Origin of the sequence: Streptomyces sp. NBC_01788, from assembly GCF_035917575.1 — a bacterium.
Taxonomy (GTDB): domain Bacteria; phylum Actinomycetota; class Actinomycetes; order Streptomycetales; family Streptomycetaceae; genus Streptomyces.
This window is the reverse complement of record NZ_CP109090.1, coordinates 6186506-6202854: the sequence shown is the minus strand read 5'-3', so window position 1 is coordinate 6202854 and position 16349 is coordinate 6186506. Positions and strand designations below refer to the sequence as shown.

Annotated in this window: 13 protein-coding genes; 5 read left to right on the top strand and 8 right to left on the bottom strand. The window is 73.7% G+C overall.

Annotation, left to right across the window (positions count from 1 at the left end):
• The first annotated feature begins 93 nt into the window (after positions 1–93).
• Positions 94–957, top strand: coding sequence for a phosphotransferase enzyme family protein (locus OIE49_RS28005; protein ID WP_326804686.1), 864 nt, complete (start codon positions 94–96; stop codon positions 955–957).
• 89 nt (positions 958–1046) lie between these two features.
• Here OIE49_RS28005 and OIE49_RS28000 read toward each other — a convergent pair whose 3' ends face one another.
• From OIE49_RS28000 to OIE49_RS27985, 3 genes are all read right to left on the bottom strand, one after another.
• A complete protein-coding gene (locus tag OIE49_RS28000; RefSeq protein ID WP_326804685.1) occupies positions 1047–1568 on the bottom strand; it encodes a hypothetical protein in 522 nt (173 codons plus the stop codon).
• Positions 1569–1605: 37 nt separating this feature from the next.
• Positions 1606–2316 (bottom strand): 3'-5' exonuclease, encoded by a 711-nt coding sequence (locus OIE49_RS27995; protein ID WP_326804684.1) that lies wholly within the window; start codon positions 2314–2316, stop codon positions 1606–1608.
• A gap of 201 nt (positions 2317–2517) precedes the next feature.
• Entirely contained in the window at positions 2518–3756 is a 1239-nt protein-coding gene (locus OIE49_RS27985; protein ID WP_326804683.1) for an SAV2148 family HEPN domain-containing protein, read from the bottom strand.
• A 462-nt stretch (positions 3757–4218) separates the two neighbouring features.
• Here OIE49_RS27985 and glgX point away from each other — a divergent pair, with 462 nt between their 5' ends.
• The 3 genes from glgX to OIE49_RS27970 all read left to right on the top strand — a co-directional run bounded on the left by glgX (position 4219) and on the right by OIE49_RS27970 (position 10400).
• Entirely contained in the window at positions 4219–6336 is a 2118-nt protein-coding gene (gene glgX, locus OIE49_RS27980) for a glycogen debranching protein GlgX (protein ID WP_326804682.1), read from the top strand.
• Positions 6337–6737: 401 nt separating this feature from the next.
• The gene (treY, locus tag OIE49_RS27975) at positions 6738–9092 is read left to right on the top strand and encodes a malto-oligosyltrehalose synthase (protein ID WP_326804681.1); all 2355 of its coding nucleotides are present in this window, start codon (positions 6738–6740) and stop codon (positions 9090–9092) included.
• A 57-nt stretch (positions 9093–9149) separates the two neighbouring features.
• Entirely contained in the window at positions 9150–10400 is a 1251-nt protein-coding gene (locus OIE49_RS27970; RefSeq protein ID WP_326804680.1) for a M14 family zinc carboxypeptidase, read from the top strand.
• 34 nt (positions 10401–10434) lie between these two features.
• Here the strand turns inward: OIE49_RS27970 and OIE49_RS27965 are convergent, their stop codons facing one another.
• On the bottom strand, positions 10435–10860 hold the full coding sequence (locus OIE49_RS27965) for an SSI family serine proteinase inhibitor (protein WP_326804679.1): 426 nt from the start codon (positions 10858–10860) through the stop codon (positions 10435–10437).
• 95 nt (positions 10861–10955) lie between these two features.
• Positions 10956–11507 (bottom strand): DUF1707 and FHA domain-containing protein, encoded by a 552-nt coding sequence (locus OIE49_RS27960; protein WP_326804678.1) that lies wholly within the window; start codon positions 11505–11507, stop codon positions 10956–10958.
• Positions 11508–11679: 172 nt separating this feature from the next.
• Here OIE49_RS27960 and treZ point away from each other — a divergent pair, with 172 nt between their 5' ends.
• Positions 11680–13434: a malto-oligosyltrehalose trehalohydrolase gene (gene treZ, locus OIE49_RS27955; RefSeq protein ID WP_326804677.1), complete on the top strand. Its 1755-nt coding sequence runs from the start codon at positions 11680–11682 to the stop codon at positions 13432–13434.
• 34 nt (positions 13435–13468) lie between these two features.
• Here treZ and OIE49_RS27950 read toward each other — a convergent pair whose 3' ends face one another.
• From OIE49_RS27950 to OIE49_RS27940, 3 genes are all read right to left on the bottom strand, one after another.
• Positions 13469–14449, bottom strand: coding sequence for an aminoglycoside phosphotransferase family protein (locus OIE49_RS27950; protein WP_326804676.1), 981 nt, complete (start codon positions 14447–14449; stop codon positions 13469–13471).
• A gap of 45 nt (positions 14450–14494) precedes the next feature.
• Entirely contained in the window at positions 14495–15631 is a 1137-nt protein-coding gene (locus OIE49_RS27945) for an aminopeptidase P family protein (protein ID WP_326804675.1), read from the bottom strand.
• 160 nt (positions 15632–15791) lie between these two features.
• Complete coding sequence (locus OIE49_RS27940) at positions 15792–16346, bottom strand: PDZ domain-containing protein (protein ID WP_326804674.1); 555 nt, start codon at positions 16344–16346, stop codon at positions 15792–15794.
• Between the last annotated feature and the right edge of the window lie 3 nt (positions 16347–16349).

Sequence of the window (16349 nt, the reverse complement as noted above, 5' to 3'; positions counted from 1 at the left end):
TGCCCCGACCTGTGCGGATGCGACACTGACCCGGCGAAAACGCGGGGCCTCGGTGTGGTTGCCGGGGTCCGGACGAGGACACGGAGGCTGAGGATGGACGAGGCGCGGGCTCGGGAGGTACTGGGCGGGGCCGGGGTGTTGGCCGGTCCGGTGCGCGACGCGCGGCTGCTCGCGCTGGGCGAGAACGCGGTGTTCGCCGCCGGGGACCTCGTCGTCAAGGTGGGCCGGGACGCGGAGCTGTGGGACCGGGCGCGGCGGGAGCTACGGATCGCGATGTGGCTGGCCGAGGCCGGTGTCCCCGCGGTGCGGGCCGCCGCCGAGGAGGCGATCCTCGTCGAGGGGCATCCGGTGACCGTGTGGCACCGGCTGCCCGATCCGGTACGGCCCGCCGGGCCGGCGGACCTGGCGGAGCTACTGCGCCTGGTCCACGCCCTGCCCGCCCCCGAGTTCGAGCTGCCGCCCCGCGAACTGCTCGGCGGCGTGGAACGCTGGCTGCGGCTCGCGGGCGACGCGATCTCCCCGGCCGACGCGGCGTATCTGCGGGAGCGCCGGGACGGCTTCGCGGCGGCCGCCGCCGCGCTCACCCCGCACCTGCCGCCGGGCCCGATCCACGGCGACGCGCTGCCGCGCAATGTGCACATCGGTCCGGACGGGCCGGTCCTGGTCGACCTGGAGACCTTCTCGGCGGACCTGCGCGAGCACGACCTGGTGGTCATGGCCCTGTCCCGGGACCGCTACGGCCTGCCCGCCGACGCCTACGACGCCTTCACGCGGACCTACGGCTGGGACGTACGGGAGTGGGAGGGCTGCCCCGTGCTGCGCGGCGCCCGCGAGACGGCGAGCTGCGCCTGGGTCGCCCAGCACGCCCCCACCAACCCCAGGGCGCTGGCCGAGTTCGAACGCCGGGTGGCATCCCTGCGCGACGGCGACACGACAGTGCGCTGGTACCCGTTCTGACCCGCCCGACCGCCGCGCCCGGGCCGACTCCTCGCGCTCGCCCCGAAGACGTCGGGCCGGGATCGCACCGTGCGATCCCGGCCCGGCGGTCACCCGCTCAGCCCGGCCGGTGATCCACCCGCCTTGGGGGAGGCAGGAGGAGCAGTCGGTGAGAACCGCTTCCTGTAGTCCCATTCCCCCGTGGTGGGAATGGGACTGCTCAGCCCCCCTGCCTTGGTCAGGGCGAGGCCCCTGTTGTAACCGAAGCCACCGCAGTTGTCGGACTGCGAGTCCAGAGTGACTTCAGCGGACTCGTCCACCGTCGGCGTGCGCGCACCCTTCGGGATCATCCGCAGCCGCACCGTTCCATGAGCCGGACCGATCTCGTCCGGCAGATCGAGATTGGCGATCATGATCTGCCGGTCGACGAAGTGCTCTGTGGAGCAGTGGCCGAAGGCGCACAACTCGTATGTGCCATCGACAAATTCGGGATACTCCGACTGAAGGAGACTCACCGAGGCGTAGGAGGAGACACCGATACCGGCACACGGTTCGGCATAGCCGCAACTCGATACCGCCGCGGCGAGACCGGCCACGGCGACCAGCCGCGCGACCCTTGCTCTGAGATTCACGACTTCGTGTCCTTTTCAGCTGCGATCGGTGGGTCCGTCAGCAGTACGGGATGACGGGCCAGGCCGATTGGACGGTCGCATCGGGGTTCGAGGTGCGCCTGAGATATCGCTGCAGCGATGCCGCCTGCTCGGCTGCCGCACGGACCTGAAGGTCATGGAGATCCGTCGGCGCCAACTCCCCCATGGCCGGGTACTTCTCCCCCATGCGCCGTACCACCCGGGCGGCGGCCACGGCGTCCGCCCTCGCATCGTGCGCGTCGTCGAGCGGCACGCCGTAGTGCGCACACAGCGCGGTCAGGGCCCGCTTCCCCTTCCGGTACTTGTCCACGTGCTTGTCGATGACCAACGGATCGATGACGGGCCAAGGCCCCTTGCCCAGCCGCTCAGTGACCGACTCGATCGCGTATCGCCGGCACTCACGGTCGAGCAGTGACAGGTCGTAGCGTGCGTTCATCACGACCAGGGGCGTCCCCGATCGCATCCCCTCGGCGACGGCCCGTGCGATCTCCTCGATCGCGGGAGCAGCCGGTGCCCCGTGCCTGCGAGCCCGCTCCGTCGAGATTCCGTGGATCGCCGACGCCTGCTCCGGTATCGCCACCCCGGGATCGAGCAGCCAGGTGCGCTCCTTCGAGACCGCCCCGTCCGGATCCAGTCGTACGACCGCCGCGGTGACGATGCGGTCGGTCTCGACGTCGGTGCCCGTGGTCTCCAGGTCGAAGGCCATCAACGGCCCCCTGTTCCAGCTCATCGCACGGCCCCCGTGACGATGCGCGTCTCGCGCGGATCCGTCCCGGTCGTCTCCAGGTCGAAGCCGATCAGCAGTTCCCGGTGCCGGCCCATGGCGGCCCCCCTTCTCGGTGGTGCGTTCCCCCAGTGGCCTCCACGATCGCACGCGCCACTGACAAACCGAGGACCACGTTCCGCTTGGCACCCGGGGACTGAGGGCGTTTCAGGACACCGGGCGCGAATCCGCCCACATCAGCTCGAACTCCTCGCGATAGGCGGAGAAGAGGCCGCTTTCGTCGATGTCGCCGGGTTTGACCACCTTGTTCCCGTTCCGCAGGACGAAGACGGGGGCCTCCATGCCCCGGCTGCGCCGCAGATAGGACTGCACGACCCCGACACCGTCCGAGCCGTCGCCGTCCACCAGGTAGGCGGTGACCCGGGGGGTCTCGTCGTAGACCTGGATCTCGAAGGCGCCCGGGTCGCGCAGCCTGCCGCGCACCCGGCGCATGTGCAGGATGTTCATCTCCACCGAGCGGCTCAGCTCCCCGCGCTTGAGCCCGAGTTCGCGCTCGCGCCGCTTCACCGCGCTGGAAGCCGGGTTGAGGAACAGCAGCCGCACCCGGCAGCCGGACTCGGCGAGCCGCACCAGGCGCCGGCCGGAGAAGTTCTGCACGAGCAGGTTCAGGCCGATGCCGATGGCGTCCAGGCGGCGGGCGCCGCCGAACATGTCCTCGGCCGGGAACTGGCGCATGAGCCGCACCCGGTCCGGGTGCACCGCGACCACGTCCGCGTACCGGTCGCCGACCAGGTCCTCGACCGCGTCGACCGGCAGCCGACGGGCGGAAGGCACGTCGCCGCCGGTGCCGAGGATGTCGAGCAGCCGCGCGGAGGCCCGCTCGGCCTGGTTCAGCACCGCCTCCGACAGCGCCCGGTTGCGGGAGACGACGTTGCGGGCCACCTCCAGCTCGTCCAGGGCGAGTTCGACGTCCCGGCGCTCGTCTATGTAGGGCGCGAAGCACGGCCAGTGCTGCACCACCAGCTCACGCATCTGCGGCAGGGTGAGGAAGCTGATCACGTTGTCGTCGGCCGGGTCGAGCAAGTAGCCCTTGCGGCGGCTGACTTCGCGTACCGCGACGGCCCGCTGCACCCACTCCTGGCCGGCCGGTCCGGCGGCGGCCACCACCCAGTCGTCGCCGTGGACGGGCTCGTAGACGGGGCGCAGCACGGCGGCCACGACGGCGCGCAGCCGCTGTTCGACGAGGTTCAGCCAGATGTAGGCGCGGCCGGCCCGCTGGGCGCGGGTACGCACCTCGCGCCAGGCGCCCGCGTCCCAGTCCAGCTCCGGCCCGATGGCACCCGCGTCCATCGGCCGGGCCAGGGACACCGCGCCGGAGGGGACGTCTGCGGAGTGCCCCTCGTGACCCTCGTCACCAGAGGGCAGCTCCAGGCCTCCCGAGCCCACCCGTGCACCGCCTTCCGCTCCCCCGGGCACTCCCCGTCCCAACGATCAAGGAAGGGTACTCCGGGAGCGGCGCACGACGCAGCCGGATGCACAGCTCCTTTCCCAACTTCCGCACGGTGCTTACGTGTTCCGGCGGCCCGGCCCCCGCCGAGTGAGCTGATTCATAGCCGGTGACCGGCACCGGCCGCCGTTCGCGTCCCGGGCGGTGCCGCACGCCCCCGCGCCCGCCATCCCTCCGGGTGAGCACCGGGCCCTCCCGTTGACCCGCGGGCGCGCCCGGGCCCCGCGGCCCTCGCGGCCCGCTCGGCCCACCCCGCACACCTGGGCCTTCTCGTCCCGCGGGCACCGTTCACCCCACCGGTTCGGCACACGGACGTGCGTCACAGGTGCTTCCCCGACTTTTGTGGAGACTCGGTGCCAAGCCGCCACCCGCGGCGTCCCACACCTGAAAGAGTCTTGTCCATGCAGGTCTGGCCTGGAGAGGCGTACCCACTCGGCGCCACGTACGACGGCGCCGGCACCAACTTCGCGGTCTTCACGGAGGCCGCGGACCGAGCAGAGCTGTGTCTGCTGCACGACGACGGCTCGGAGACGGCGGTGGAACTGCGGGAGAGCGACGCGTTCGTCCGGCACGCGTACGTGCCCGGTGTGATGCCGGGACAGCGGTACGGGTTCCGGGTGCACGGACCGTACGTCCCGGAGCGCGGGCTGCTCTGCAACTCGGCGAAGCTGCTTCTCGACCCGTACGCGCGTGCGATCAGCGGCTCGATCCGCTGGGGGGAGGAGGTGTACGGCTACCACTTCGACGACCCCGGCCGGCGCAACGACCTGGACTCTGCGCCGCACACCATGACGTCCGTCGTGGTCAACCCGTACTTCGACTGGGGCGACGACCGGCTGCCGCGCCGCGGCTACCACGAGACGGTGATCTACGAGGCCCACGTCAAGGGCCTCACCATGCGGCACCCGGGGCTGCCCGAGGAGTTGCGCGGCACCTACGCGGGGCTCGCCCACCCGGCACTCATCGACCATCTGACCGAACTCGGCGTCACCGCGCTCGAGCTGATGCCCGTACACCAGTTCGTGAACGACCACCGCCTGGTCGACCTGGAACTCAACAACTACTGGGGCTACAACACGATCGGCTTCTTCGCCCCGCACAACGCCTACGCCTCCTGGGGCGACCGCGGCCAGCAGGTCCTGGAGTTCAAGTCGGCGGTCCGGGCGCTGCACGAGGCCGGCATCGAGGTCATCCTCGACGTGGTCTACAACCACACCGCCGAGGGCAACCACCTGGGTCCGACGCTGTCCTTCAAGGGCATCGACAACCCGTGCTACTACCGGCTCACCGACGACCCGCGCTACTACATGGACACCACCGGCACCGGGAACTCCCTGCTCATGCGGTCACCGCACGTGCTCCAGATGATCATGGACTCGCTGCGCTACTGGGTCACCGAGATGCACGTCGACGGCTTCCGCTTCGACCTGGCGGCGACCCTGGCACGGCAGTTCCACGAGGTGGACCGGCTGTCGTCGTTCTTCGACCTGGTGCAGCAGGACCCGGTGGTCTCCCAGGTGAAGCTGATCGCCGAGCCCTGGGACGTCGGCGAGGGCGGCTACCAGGTGGGGAACTTCCCGCCGCTGTGGACCGAGTGGAACGGCAAGTACCGCGACACCGTGCGGGACCTGTGGCGCGGCGAGCCCCGGGCGCTCGCCGAGTTCGCCTCCCGGCTGACCGGCTCCTCCGACCTCTATCAGGACGACGGCCGCCGCCCGCTGGCCTCGATCAACTTCGTCACCTGCCACGACGGCTTCACCCTGCGCGACCTGGTCTCGTACAACGACAAGCACAACCAGGCCAACGGCGAGGACAACCGGGACGGCGAGAACCACAACCGGTCCTGGAACTGCGGCGCCGAGGGTGAGAGCGACGACCCCGAGGTGCTCCGGCTCCGGGCGCGGCAGACGCGGAACTTCGTCGCGACGCTGATGCTGTCCCAGGGCGTGCCCATGATCAGTCACGGTGACGAGTTCGCGCGCACGCAGCGGGGCAACAACAACGCCTACTGCCAGGACAACGAGCTGTCCTGGGTGCGCTGGCCCGAGCCCGGCGAGCCGGACGCCGAGCTCCTGGACTTCGTCCGGGCGATGGCGGCGCTGCGCAAGGACCACCCGGTCTTCCGGCGGCGCCGCTTCTTCCACGGACGGCCGGTGGAGGGCACGCACGACGCGCTGTCCGACATCGCCTGGTTCACCCCCGAGGGCCGGGAGATGACCCAGCAGGACTGGGACTCGGCGCGGGCCTCCGCGCTGACGGTGTTCCTCAACGGCAACGCGATCTCGGAGCCCGGCACGCGCGGGGAGCGAATCACCGACGACTCCTTCCTGCTGATGTTCAACGCCGCGCCGAAGCCGCTCGACTTCGCCGTGCCGGTCGATCACGGGCGCCAGTGGCAGGTGGTGGTGGACACCGCCCGCACGGACCCGGTCCCACCGGGCACCGGCCCCACGGTGCGCGCCGGAGACCAGCTCACCCTGCCGGACCGCAGCCTGACGGTCCTGCGACGACCGGTGTGACGCTCCCTGGACCGGAAGCCCGGGGTGGCGCTCCCCGGGGCGGGGGTCGGGACGACACGCCTGGTGGGGCGCCCACTGTCCCGGGCGGGGAGCCGGCGCAGCGCCCCCGGGCGGGGGAAGTGCCGGTGCGGCGCCCGCCCTCCCGGACGAAGAAGCGGCGTTGTGCGCCCCTGGGCTGTGAGCCCGGGTGGCACCCACGGCCGGGAGCCCGGCGTGGCGCTCGCCCGGCCGGGCGCGGAGCCGCCGTGGCGCTGCCGGGCGAGGCGCCGGCGCGGTGCCCGGGCCGGGAGCCCCCGTGGCGCTCGTCCAGCCGGGCGAGAGCAGGGGCCCGGCCGGGTGGGGTGCCGGGCACATGGCGGGTGGGTGACACCAAAGGCGGCCGGGCGGGTACGTAGCTCTCCATGACACCCGAGACATCCGAGCGTCCCGAGCCCGTCGTGCCGACGTCCACCTACCGGCTCCAGCTCCAGCCCGAGTTCCCGTTCGCGGCCGCGGAGCGGGCCGTGCCGTATCTGGCCTCGCTCGGCGTCTCGCACCTGCATCTGTCGCCCGTCCTTCAGGCCGTGCCGGGCTCCGCGCACGGCTACGACGTCGTGGACCCCACGCGGGTGCGCGACGAACTCGGCGGTGAGGAGGGCCTGCGGGGGCTTTCGCGCACCGCCCGGGAGCACGGGCTCGGCCTGGTGGTGGACATCGTGCCGAACCACATGGCCATGGCCCCGCGGCACAACCACGCCCTGTGGGAGGTGCTGCGGGAGGGGCCCTCGTCGCCGTACGCGCGCTGGTTCGACATCGACTGGGAGGCCCAGGACGGCAAGGTGCTGCTGCCTGTGCTCGGCCACCCGGTCGGCCGGGAGGCCGGCGCGCTGAAGGCGGACGGCGACGTCCTGCGCTACCACGACCACGCCTTCCCGCTGCGCGAGGGCACCGGCGGGCTGCCCCTGCCCGAACTGCTGGACGCGCAGTGGTACCGGCCGGTGTGGTGGCGGCTGGCCCGTACGGAGCTGAACTACCGGCGCTTCTTCAGCATCTCGGAGCTGATCGGGGTGCGGGTGGAGGACCCGGAGGTGTTCCGGGCGACGCACGCCAAGATCCTCCAGCTGCTGGCGGAGGGCGTGGTCGACGGGCTGCGCGTCGACCACCCCGACGGGCTCGCCGACCCCGACGCCTACCTCCGCCGGCTGCACGAGGCGACCGGCGGGCGCTGGACGGTCGTCGAGAAGATCCTGTCCGACGGCGAGAACCTGCCGGCCTCCTGGCCGGTCGCCGGCACCACCGGCTACGACGCCCTGCGGCACGTCGACGGCCTGTTCACCGACCCGGCCGGAGCGGACGAGCTGGCCGAGCGGTACCGGCGGTTCGCCGCTCCGCGCGACGACGAGGGCGGGGACTGGGAGGCGACCGTACGGCGGGCGGCGTACACGGTGATCACACACGAGCTGGCCGCCGAGACGGAGCGGCTGACCCGGGTGGCGAGCCGGGTGTGCGCCACCTCGCCGGACCCGGAGCTGCGCGACCGCGCGCCCTGGGCGCTGCGCACCGCGCTGCGGGAACTGCTGGTCCGCCTCCGGGTCTACCGGCCCTACACCTCCGTGGACCCGGCGTCCGTGGTCACGGAGGAGGCCGCCGCGCAGGCCCGGCTCGCCTTCACGGTGCCGGAGGAGGGTGAGGCCGTCGACGTGGTGCGCGACCTGGTCGTCGGGCGGGCCGGATCCGGGCCCGGCGCCCTGGAGTTCCGCACCCGGTTCGCGCAGGCCGCCTCCGCGCTGCGCGCCAAGTCCGTCGAGGACACGGCCTATTACCGGTACGTGCCGCTTCTGTCGGCCAACGAGGTGGGCGGCGACCCCGGCCACCCGGCGGTGCCCCCGGAGGACTTCCACTCGTACTGCGCCCGGGTGCAGCACGACTGGCCGGCCACCGGCACGGTGATCTCCACGCACGACACCAAGCGCAGCGCCGACGTACGGGCGGCGCTGGCCGTGCTCACCGAGTGCCCGCGGGTCTGGGCCGACCTGCTGGACGTGGTGACCGGCGGCGGCGAGGGCGTGCCGGACCGGCAACTGGCGTGGGCGGCCTGGCAGACGGTGTTCGGCCTCGGCCCCGCGGACGGGGAACGCGTGCGGCAGGCCCTGCTGAAGCATGTGCGGGAGGCGGGCCTGCGCACGAGCTGGACCGAGCAGCGACCCGACTACGAGGAGGCGGTGGCCCGCTTCGTCACCGAGGGGCCGTGCGGAGCTCCCGCCGGGCCGGTGACCGCGCTGCGCACCGCGCTCCAGCCGCACATCCGGGCGAACGTCCTGGGCACGGCCCTGGTGCATCTGACGATGCCCGGCGTGCCCGACGTGTACCAGGGCACGGAGGCCGAGTACCGGGCCCTGGTCGACCCGGACAACCGCCGCCCGGCGCGGTTCCCGCCCGCCGACGCCGGTGACAAGGGGGCGGTGACGATGGCGGCGCTGCGGCTGCGCGCCCGGCGGCCGGAGGTCTTCGGTGCGGCGGCGACGTACGCGCCACTGCTCGCCGAGGGGCCGGCGGCGGCCCACTGCGCGGCGTTCGAGCGCTCCGGGGAGGTGGTCACGGCCGTGACCCGGCTGTCGCTGCGGCTGGCGGAGGAAGGCGGCTGGCGGGACACCCGGCTGCCGCTGCCGCCCGGCCGGTGGGCCGACACGCTGACCCCTGGACGGGAGTTCGAGGGACACGTGCGCGTGGCGGAACTCTACGAGCGGCTGCCGGTCGCACTGCTGGAGCGCGCTTGACAGGACCCGGCGTCCGTGGGGTACTGCGGAATGCGAAGCCGGGAGGACAGGTCGGGGGTGAGTCTCCTGCCGGAGTTGCGCTACCCCAGTGTTGCCGAACTGGTGACCTCCGCCCAGGCGTTGGCCGCGTCCCGGCCGGACCGGTGCGTGCTGAGGCAGGTCGGCCACTCAAGCGCGGGACGACCGCTGCACCTGCTGTCCGTCGGGCACGCCCGGCGGGCGGTGCTGGTGGTCGCGGGCGCCCACGCCAACGAGCCCACCGGTGGCTCCACCCTCCTCGCCGTCGCACGCCGTGTGCTGCACGAGGAGCGGTTGCGGGCGGACACCTCCTGGCACTTCCTGCTGTGCGCGGACCCGGACGGCGCGAGTCTGCACGTGACTCCGGCCCCGCGCAGTCTGCTCGACTACCACCTCGGCTTCTTCCGGCCCGCCGGGCCCGAGCAGCCGGAGTGGTCGCCCTCCGTGCTGCCGCCCGACCGGCTGCCGCCCGAGACGCGTGCCCTGACCGGCGTGATCGACGAGCTGCGGCCCTACCTCCAGGTGACGCTGCACGGCACCGACCTGGGCGGAAGCTGGGTGCAGTTGACCCGCGACGTGCCCGGGCTCGCCGAGCCGTTCGGCAAGTCGGCGGCGCGGCTGCACATACCGGTGGACACGGGCGCCTCGGACGCGGCGGGCTGGCCGGTGTCCGGGCCCGGGGTGCGGGTGATGCCGGGGGCGGGCGCGGACCCGGCGTATCCGAGCATGCCGGACGACGCGCGGCACAGCACCTGGTTCCATCCGCACCGGTACGGCGGCATGACCGCGGTCGTGGAGGTGCCGATGTGGGCGAGCGACCTCGTGGACGACCCCGCGCCGCATCCCGCCCCGGCGGCGGCGATACGGCGGCTGGCGCACCGGCTGCTGCGGGACGCGCGGGAGGTGGAGCTGGTGCTCGCCGACGCGCTGCCGCGACTGCACGGGGCCGACGGGCCGCTGCTGCGGGCGGCGAAGTGGGGGCTGAGCCTGGTGCCGGGGCTGGCCTCGGACTGGCTCCACACGCCGCCCGCGGACACCACGATGGCGTACGTCGGCAGCGTGGACGCCTTCGGCCGCCGCCTGCCACTGCGGGCCGCGGCGATGCTCCTGCGCACCCTGCGCGAGACCGACGACCGCGCGGCCCCGGACCTGGAGCACCTGGTGACCACCTGGAGCGAGTCCTTCGCCCACCGCTTCCACGCCCGCTGGGTCCCCCTGGAACACCAGATCGAACACCAGAGCCACACAGTCCTCACCACGGCCCACCAGGCCGGCACCCCACCCGCTTGAAACCCCTGAACCCCACCGCGCCCGGGGCGTGGTGTCAGGGGGTGACGTCGAAGACGTCGCCTGTCCTGGCGCCCATTTCGCAGGTGTTGGAGAAGCTCTCCGTGTAGTCGACCGGGCGGCCCTGCCACTGGCCGCGGGCGTGGGCCGTGACGGGGGCGTAGATCATCGGGCAGAGAGCGTCCTTGTGCGGGATGGCGTGGATGTCGCCGCCGGACGAGCGGAGCTGCGCGCAGGCGTCGGCCGCGTGGGCGTGGCCCTGGGGCGGGTCGCACAGGAGCAGGACACCGCGGGCGTCCCCGGCGCGGGCGTCGCCGTGGGCGACCGTGAGGTAGAGCCAGTCGGACTGGGCGGCGGGCCGGTGGGTGGCCGAGGCCGGGGCGGCGCCGGCGAGCAGGAGGGCGACCGCGGCCGTCAGGCCGTGCCGCAGGCGGGTCGTGGCCGCCTTGGTGAGGTGGGTCATGCCCGGTGTATCGGCACGGCCGCCCGCACGCCCCACCCCGGCTCACCCGATCGTGAGCACATACACGCGCGTGTGAGGCCCGCCGCGTGCGCCGCTCAGTTCGCGGAGAGCCGGTACGCCACCTGCCCGAATCCCACCTGGTCCCCCGCGCGCACGACGGCCGCGCCGACCACGCGCCGCCCGTTGACGGTCGTGCCGTTGGTCGAGCCGAGGTCCCGCAGCACCCACATCCCGCCCTGGTGCCGCAGCTCGGCGTGCACCCGGGAGACCGTCTCGTGGGACAGCCGCAGACCGCACGCCGGATCGCGCCCTATGCGCAACGGGTGACCGCTCCCGGCGTGCGGCAGCAGCAGCTTGGGCAGCCGCTCGGCCTGCCAGGCCCGCCGCACCCGTACGCCGAAGCCGGACACCGCCTCGACCGTGCCGAACACCAGCCGGGACACGCGCCCCTCGGCGCGCAGGTCGGAGGTGAGCACGGCGAGTTCGTCCGGCCGGCGGGCGGCCAGGGCCAGCTCCATCCGCCGTACGAACGTGTCGTGGGACAGCCGGCCCATCGCGACGCCGTCACGGAGCACCTTCAGCGCCTTGTCGCGCTCCGCGTCGGACAGCCGCGCGGGGAACGCGTGGGACTCAGAGGGCGACGTCACGTTGCTGATTGTCGGTCAGCCGATCCCCCCGTGTCCAGCCATCACGAAGAGGCACACCAGGCCCGCGGACCCGGCGACACCCGCCGCAAAAGGGGGATTCAAAAGCGGATCGATCTCTTGTGGCGCACCATGGACGGCGACGTCACGGTGAGCGAACGAAGGGGAACCGTCCGTGCAGTTCGAGGTGTGGGCACCACAGGCCGGCCGTGTGACGCTCCAGTGCGACGGCGCCACGCGCGTGTTGGAGCGCGATCCGGAGCGGGAGGGGTGGTGGACGGGTGAGGCCGACGCGCGCGACGGCTCGCGGTACGGATTCGCGCTGGACGACGGCCCGGTGCTGCCCGATCCGCGCTCGCCCCGGCAGCCGGACGGACCGGACGGGCTGAGCGCGGTCGTCGAGCACACGCGGTACGCGTGGCGCTCCGCCGACCGGGCCGGGCGCCCGCTGCCCGGCGCGGTCATGTACGAGTTGCACATCGGCACGTACACGCCCGAGGGCACCTTCGACGCGGCCGCCGAGCGGTTGCCGCACCTGGTGGAACTGGGCGTCACCCACGTGGAGTTGATGCCGGTGTGCCCCTTCCCCGGCCGGCACGGCTGGGGCTACGACGGGGTGTCGCTGTGGGCGGTGCACGAGCCGTACGGCGGCCCCGAGGGCCTGAAGCGCTTCGTCGACCGGGCCCACGAGCTGGGCCTCGGCGTGGTCCTGGACGTGGTGCACAACCACCTGGGCCCGTCGGGCAACCATCTGCCGCGGTTCGGGCCCTACTTCACCGACACCCACCACACCCCCTGGGGCGCCGCCGTCAACCTGGACGCGCCCGGCTCGGACGAGGTGCGCCGGTTCCTGGTCGGCAGCGCGCTCGCCTGGCTGCGCGACTACCGGATCGACGGTCTGCGCCTGGACGCGGTGCACGCGCTCGTGGACACGCGCGCGTGCCACTTCCTGGAGGAACTGTCGACGGCCGTGCACGCGCTCTCCGCCGACCTGGGCCGCCGTCCGTTCCTGATCGCGGAGTCGGACCTGAACGACCCGCGGCTCATCACCCCGCGCGCGGAGGGCGGCCTCGGCCTCGACGCCCAGTGGAACGACGACTTCCACCACGCGCTGCACTCGGCGCTCACCGGCGAGGCCCAGGGCTACTACGCCGACTTCGGGCGGGCCCCGCTCGCGGCGGTCGCCAAGACGCTCACCGGCGGCTACTTCCACGACGGTACGTACTCCGGCTTCCGGGGGCGCCACCACGGCCGCCCGCTGGACCGCACCCGGGTGGCCGGGCACCGGCTGCTCGGCTACAGCCAGACCCACGACCAGATCGGCAACCGCGCCCGGGGCGACCGCCTGTCCATGCTGCTCGCCGGCTCCCCCGGGCTGCTGGCCTGCGCGGCCACGCTGACGCTGACCGCGCCGTTCACGCCGATGCTGTTCATGGGCGAGGAGTGGGCGGCCGGCACGCCGTGGCAGTACTTCACCGACCACACCGACCCGGAACTCGCGGAGGCGGTGCGCCGGGGCCGGCGGCGGGAGTTCGCCGAGCACGGCTGGGCGGAGGCGGACGTGCCCGACCCGCAGGACCCGGCGACCCGCGACCGCTCCTGCCTGGACTGGTCCGAGCCGGGACGCGAGCCGCACGCGCGCGTGCTGGCCTGGTACCGCCGGCTGACCGCGCTGCGGCAGGAGCAGCCCGACCTCACCGACCCCGATCTCGCCGACACCAAGGTGGCCTACGACGAGGAGGCCCGCTGGTTCGCCTTCCGGCGCGGGGACGTGCTGGTGGCGCTCAATCTCGCCGAGACGCCGGCGGAGATCCCCCTCGGCAACCGCCCCGTCGAGGTGCTGGCCGCCTGGGAGCCGGTCACGGCCCCCGGGGCGGACGGGGTGCTGCACGTGCCCGCGGAGTCGTGCGCGGTGCTGGTGCAGCACTGAGCAGGGCACAGCGACGCGCCGCGCCGGACGGCCGCTATTCCCCGGTGGCCCCCGTGTCGCCGATGTCGCCCGGGTCCCCGGTGTCCCCGGTGTCCTCCCGGAACTCCGTCACCCGCTCCAGCAGGATCGCCTCCCAGGCGTGGCGCAGCTGGGCCCTGAGGAGCGGCAGCGGGGCGTCGCCGCGCCCTTCGAGGCGCGCTGCGAGGCGGATCACGGTGTCGCACCGGGCCAGCCACAGGCCGCGCAGGCAGGGCCGGGCGCTGTAGCCGGCGAGGGTGGCGGCGCGCACCGCGGCGGGGGAACCGACGGCGACGGCGACGCCGGCGATGTCCTCGGCGGGGTCGCCGACCACGGCACCGGTCCAGTCGAGGACCCCGCGCACCCGGCCGTCGGCGCTCACCACCAGGTGCTCGCCCTTGAGATCGTGGTGGACGAGCACGGCGGTACCGGGCTGGGCGGCGAGCTGGGCCGCGGCGGGCGCGGCGAGCTGGGCCATCCGCGCGGGGTCGAACTCGTCGGCGGCGCCGAGGCGTTCGGCGGCGCGCACGGCCATGCGGCGCAGCGCCTCCAGGGAGCGCGGCGCGGTGCGCGGTACGCCGAGGTTCCGGGCCTGCCGGGCGGGGACCTCGCGCAGCCCGCTGAACAGCCCGGCCAGGTCGTCCTCGCCGACGGCGGAGACGTCGTGCTCGCCGGCCGTGCCGCCGCTGATCCGGGTGTCCAGCGTGTACGTCAGCCCGGGTGCCCACTCGCCGTGCGCGACGCTGACGGGGACCGCGACCGGAAGGTGCGGGCGGACCACTTCGCGCAGGCGCAGTTCGCGGCGCTGGCGCGCGGCGGCCTCACGGTCAGGGGCCAGGCGCAGCACATGGCGGGCGCCGACCCACCAGGTGGAGTGCTCGCCGCCCTCGGCGACGGGCCGGATCTCGGGTCCGGGGGCGGTGTCCTGGCCGTCCTTGAGCAGGGTGCGGACCAGTCTGCGGACGGTGTCCGCGGTGGGTGTCGGTGCCTGGGTCATCGTCGCGCCGTGTCGTTGCGGTTGCGGGGTGGGGACTGCCGGTGGTCAGTCCACTATGACCATCTCCCGGGTCGTGTCGTTGAGGCGGCGGCCCCCGTCCTCGGTCACGGTGACGATGTCCTCGATGCGCACCCCGAAGCGGCCGGGCAGGTAGATGCCGGGCTCCACGGAGAAGCACATGCCGGGCACGAGGGGCTGCTCCTCGCCCTCGATCATGTACGGCGGCTCGTGCGTGGTGACGCCGATGCCGTGGCCGGTGCGGTGGATGAAGAACTCGCCGTACCCGGCCCGGGTGATGACCGCGCGGGCGGCGCGGTCGACCTCCTGGCAGGAGACGCCGGGGCGTACGGCCCGGAAGCCGGCCTCCTGGGCCTCGCGGACGATGTCGTGCACCCGCCGCTCCTCGTCGGTCGGCTCGCCGACGTGCACGGTGCGGGTGGTGTCGGAGCCGTAGCCGTCCTTGAGGCCGCCGAAGTCGAGGACGACCATGTCACCGCTTTCGATGACGCGGTCGCCCACCTCGTGGTGCGGGTTGGCGCCGTTGGGTCCTGAGCCGACGATGGTGAAGTCGACCTGGGAGTGTCCGAAGCGCCGCAGCAGGCCGGCGAGGTCGGCGGCGACCTCGGACTCGCGGCGGCCGGAGAAGCGCACGGCGCGGATCTCCTCGAACGCGGCGTCGGCGGCCGCCCCCGCTGCCGCGAGCAGTTCCACCTCGGCGGCGTCCTTCACCGCGCGCAGCATGGGCAGGGCCTCGGTGAGGGAGGCGTACGAGGTTCCCGGCAGCGCCTGTTGCAGGGCGAGCAGGTGCATGGCCCAGGTGTTGTCGCTGATGCCGAACCGGCCGCTCTCGTCGAGGAGGGCCGCGGTGACGGCGTAGGGGTCGGTGCCGTCGGTCCAGTCCCGCAGGGCCAGGGCGGACGCGCCGGACGCCTTGGCGGCGTCCGGGGCCTCCAGGGTGGGCACTACGAGAACAGGCTCGACGCCTTCGCGTCCGGCGGCCAGGACGAGCAGGGTGAGCCGTTCGGTGACGGCGGTGGGCGCGTACCCGGTCAGCCACACCAGGTCCGGCCCGGGCGCCACCAGCAGTCCGGCCAGCCCGGCCTCGGCCGCCGCCCGGGCGGCGCGTTCCAGCCGGACCCTGTAGTCGTCGGCGCTGAAGGGCGCGAGCGCGATGCCGGTCATCCGGGCCTCCGTACACGGCTGAAACGGTGAGAACCACTACGGGCAGCATCCTGCCCGTCCCCGCCCCCCGACGCGAGCCGGTTGCGAATCCCGCCCCCGGTCGCGCCCTCCTGCCGGCGGGGCGCGGGTCGGGGCAGGGGGCAGGTCCGCGTGACCGGCTTCAGGTGACGATGCCCGGGGTGACCGTCAGCTGTTGGTAGGTGCCGGTGGCGTGGCGGACCGTGAGGGGGACTGCCCGGCCCGGGTCGGAGGCGGCGACGGCGCGGGCCAGGTCCGTCGCCGTGGCCAGGCGGGTTCCGGCGAAGGTGAGCAGTACGTCGCCGCGGACCAGGCCCGCCGTGTAGCCGGGGCCCGGGACGTGGACGCCGACCACCCGGGCTCCGGGTGTGTCGTCGTCCACCACCTCCAGGCCGAGGGTCGGGCGCACCGGCACGGGCGCGGGTGCGGCGGCGGGCGTCGGAGCCGCGCGCGCCTGCGCACCCGCCTGCGGCCGCGGCTCGGTGGGGGCCTGCCGGGTCATGCCGGCCACCGTGGCGAGGCCGACGCCGGACAGGATCAGGGCGATCCCGGCGAGCACCCCGCACGCCAGGGCCGCCAGGCGGCGGCCACGGCGGCGGCGCGGGGCGGGCGGCCGCCGTACCGGCCCGGGCTCGCCGCCGGGCTCCTGTCCGGGCATCGGCTTGGGACGCAACGCCGTCTGTTCCCTGGACTCCATCGA

Excerpts from the sequence above, each read along its gene's own strand:
- treY (WP_326804681.1), top strand. The coding sequence starts at position 6,738 with ATGACACCCGAGACATCCGAGCGTCCCGAGCCCGTCGTGCCGACGTCC.
- glgX (WP_326804682.1), top strand. The coding sequence starts at position 4,219 with ATGCAGGTCTGGCCTGGAGAGGCGTACCCACTCGGCGCCACGTACGAC.
- OIE49_RS27945 (WP_326804675.1), bottom strand. The coding sequence starts at position 15,631 with ATGACCGGCATCGCGCTCGCGCCCTTCAGCGCCGACGACTACAGGGTC.
- OIE49_RS27965 (WP_326804679.1), bottom strand. The coding sequence starts at position 10,860 with ATGACCCACCTCACCAAGGCGGCCACGACCCGCCTGCGGCACGGCCTG.
- OIE49_RS27950 (WP_326804676.1), bottom strand. The coding sequence starts at position 14,449 with ATGACCCAGGCACCGACACCCACCGCGGACACCGTCCGCAGACTGGTC.
- OIE49_RS27995 (WP_326804684.1), bottom strand. The coding sequence starts at position 2,316 with ATGAGCTGGAACAGGGGGCCGTTGATGGCCTTCGACCTGGAGACCACG.
- OIE49_RS28005 (WP_326804686.1), top strand. The coding sequence starts at position 94 with ATGGACGAGGCGCGGGCTCGGGAGGTACTGGGCGGGGCCGGGGTGTTG.
- OIE49_RS27940 (WP_326804674.1), bottom strand. The coding sequence starts at position 16,346 with ATGGAGTCCAGGGAACAGACGGCGTTGCGTCCCAAGCCGATGCCCGGA.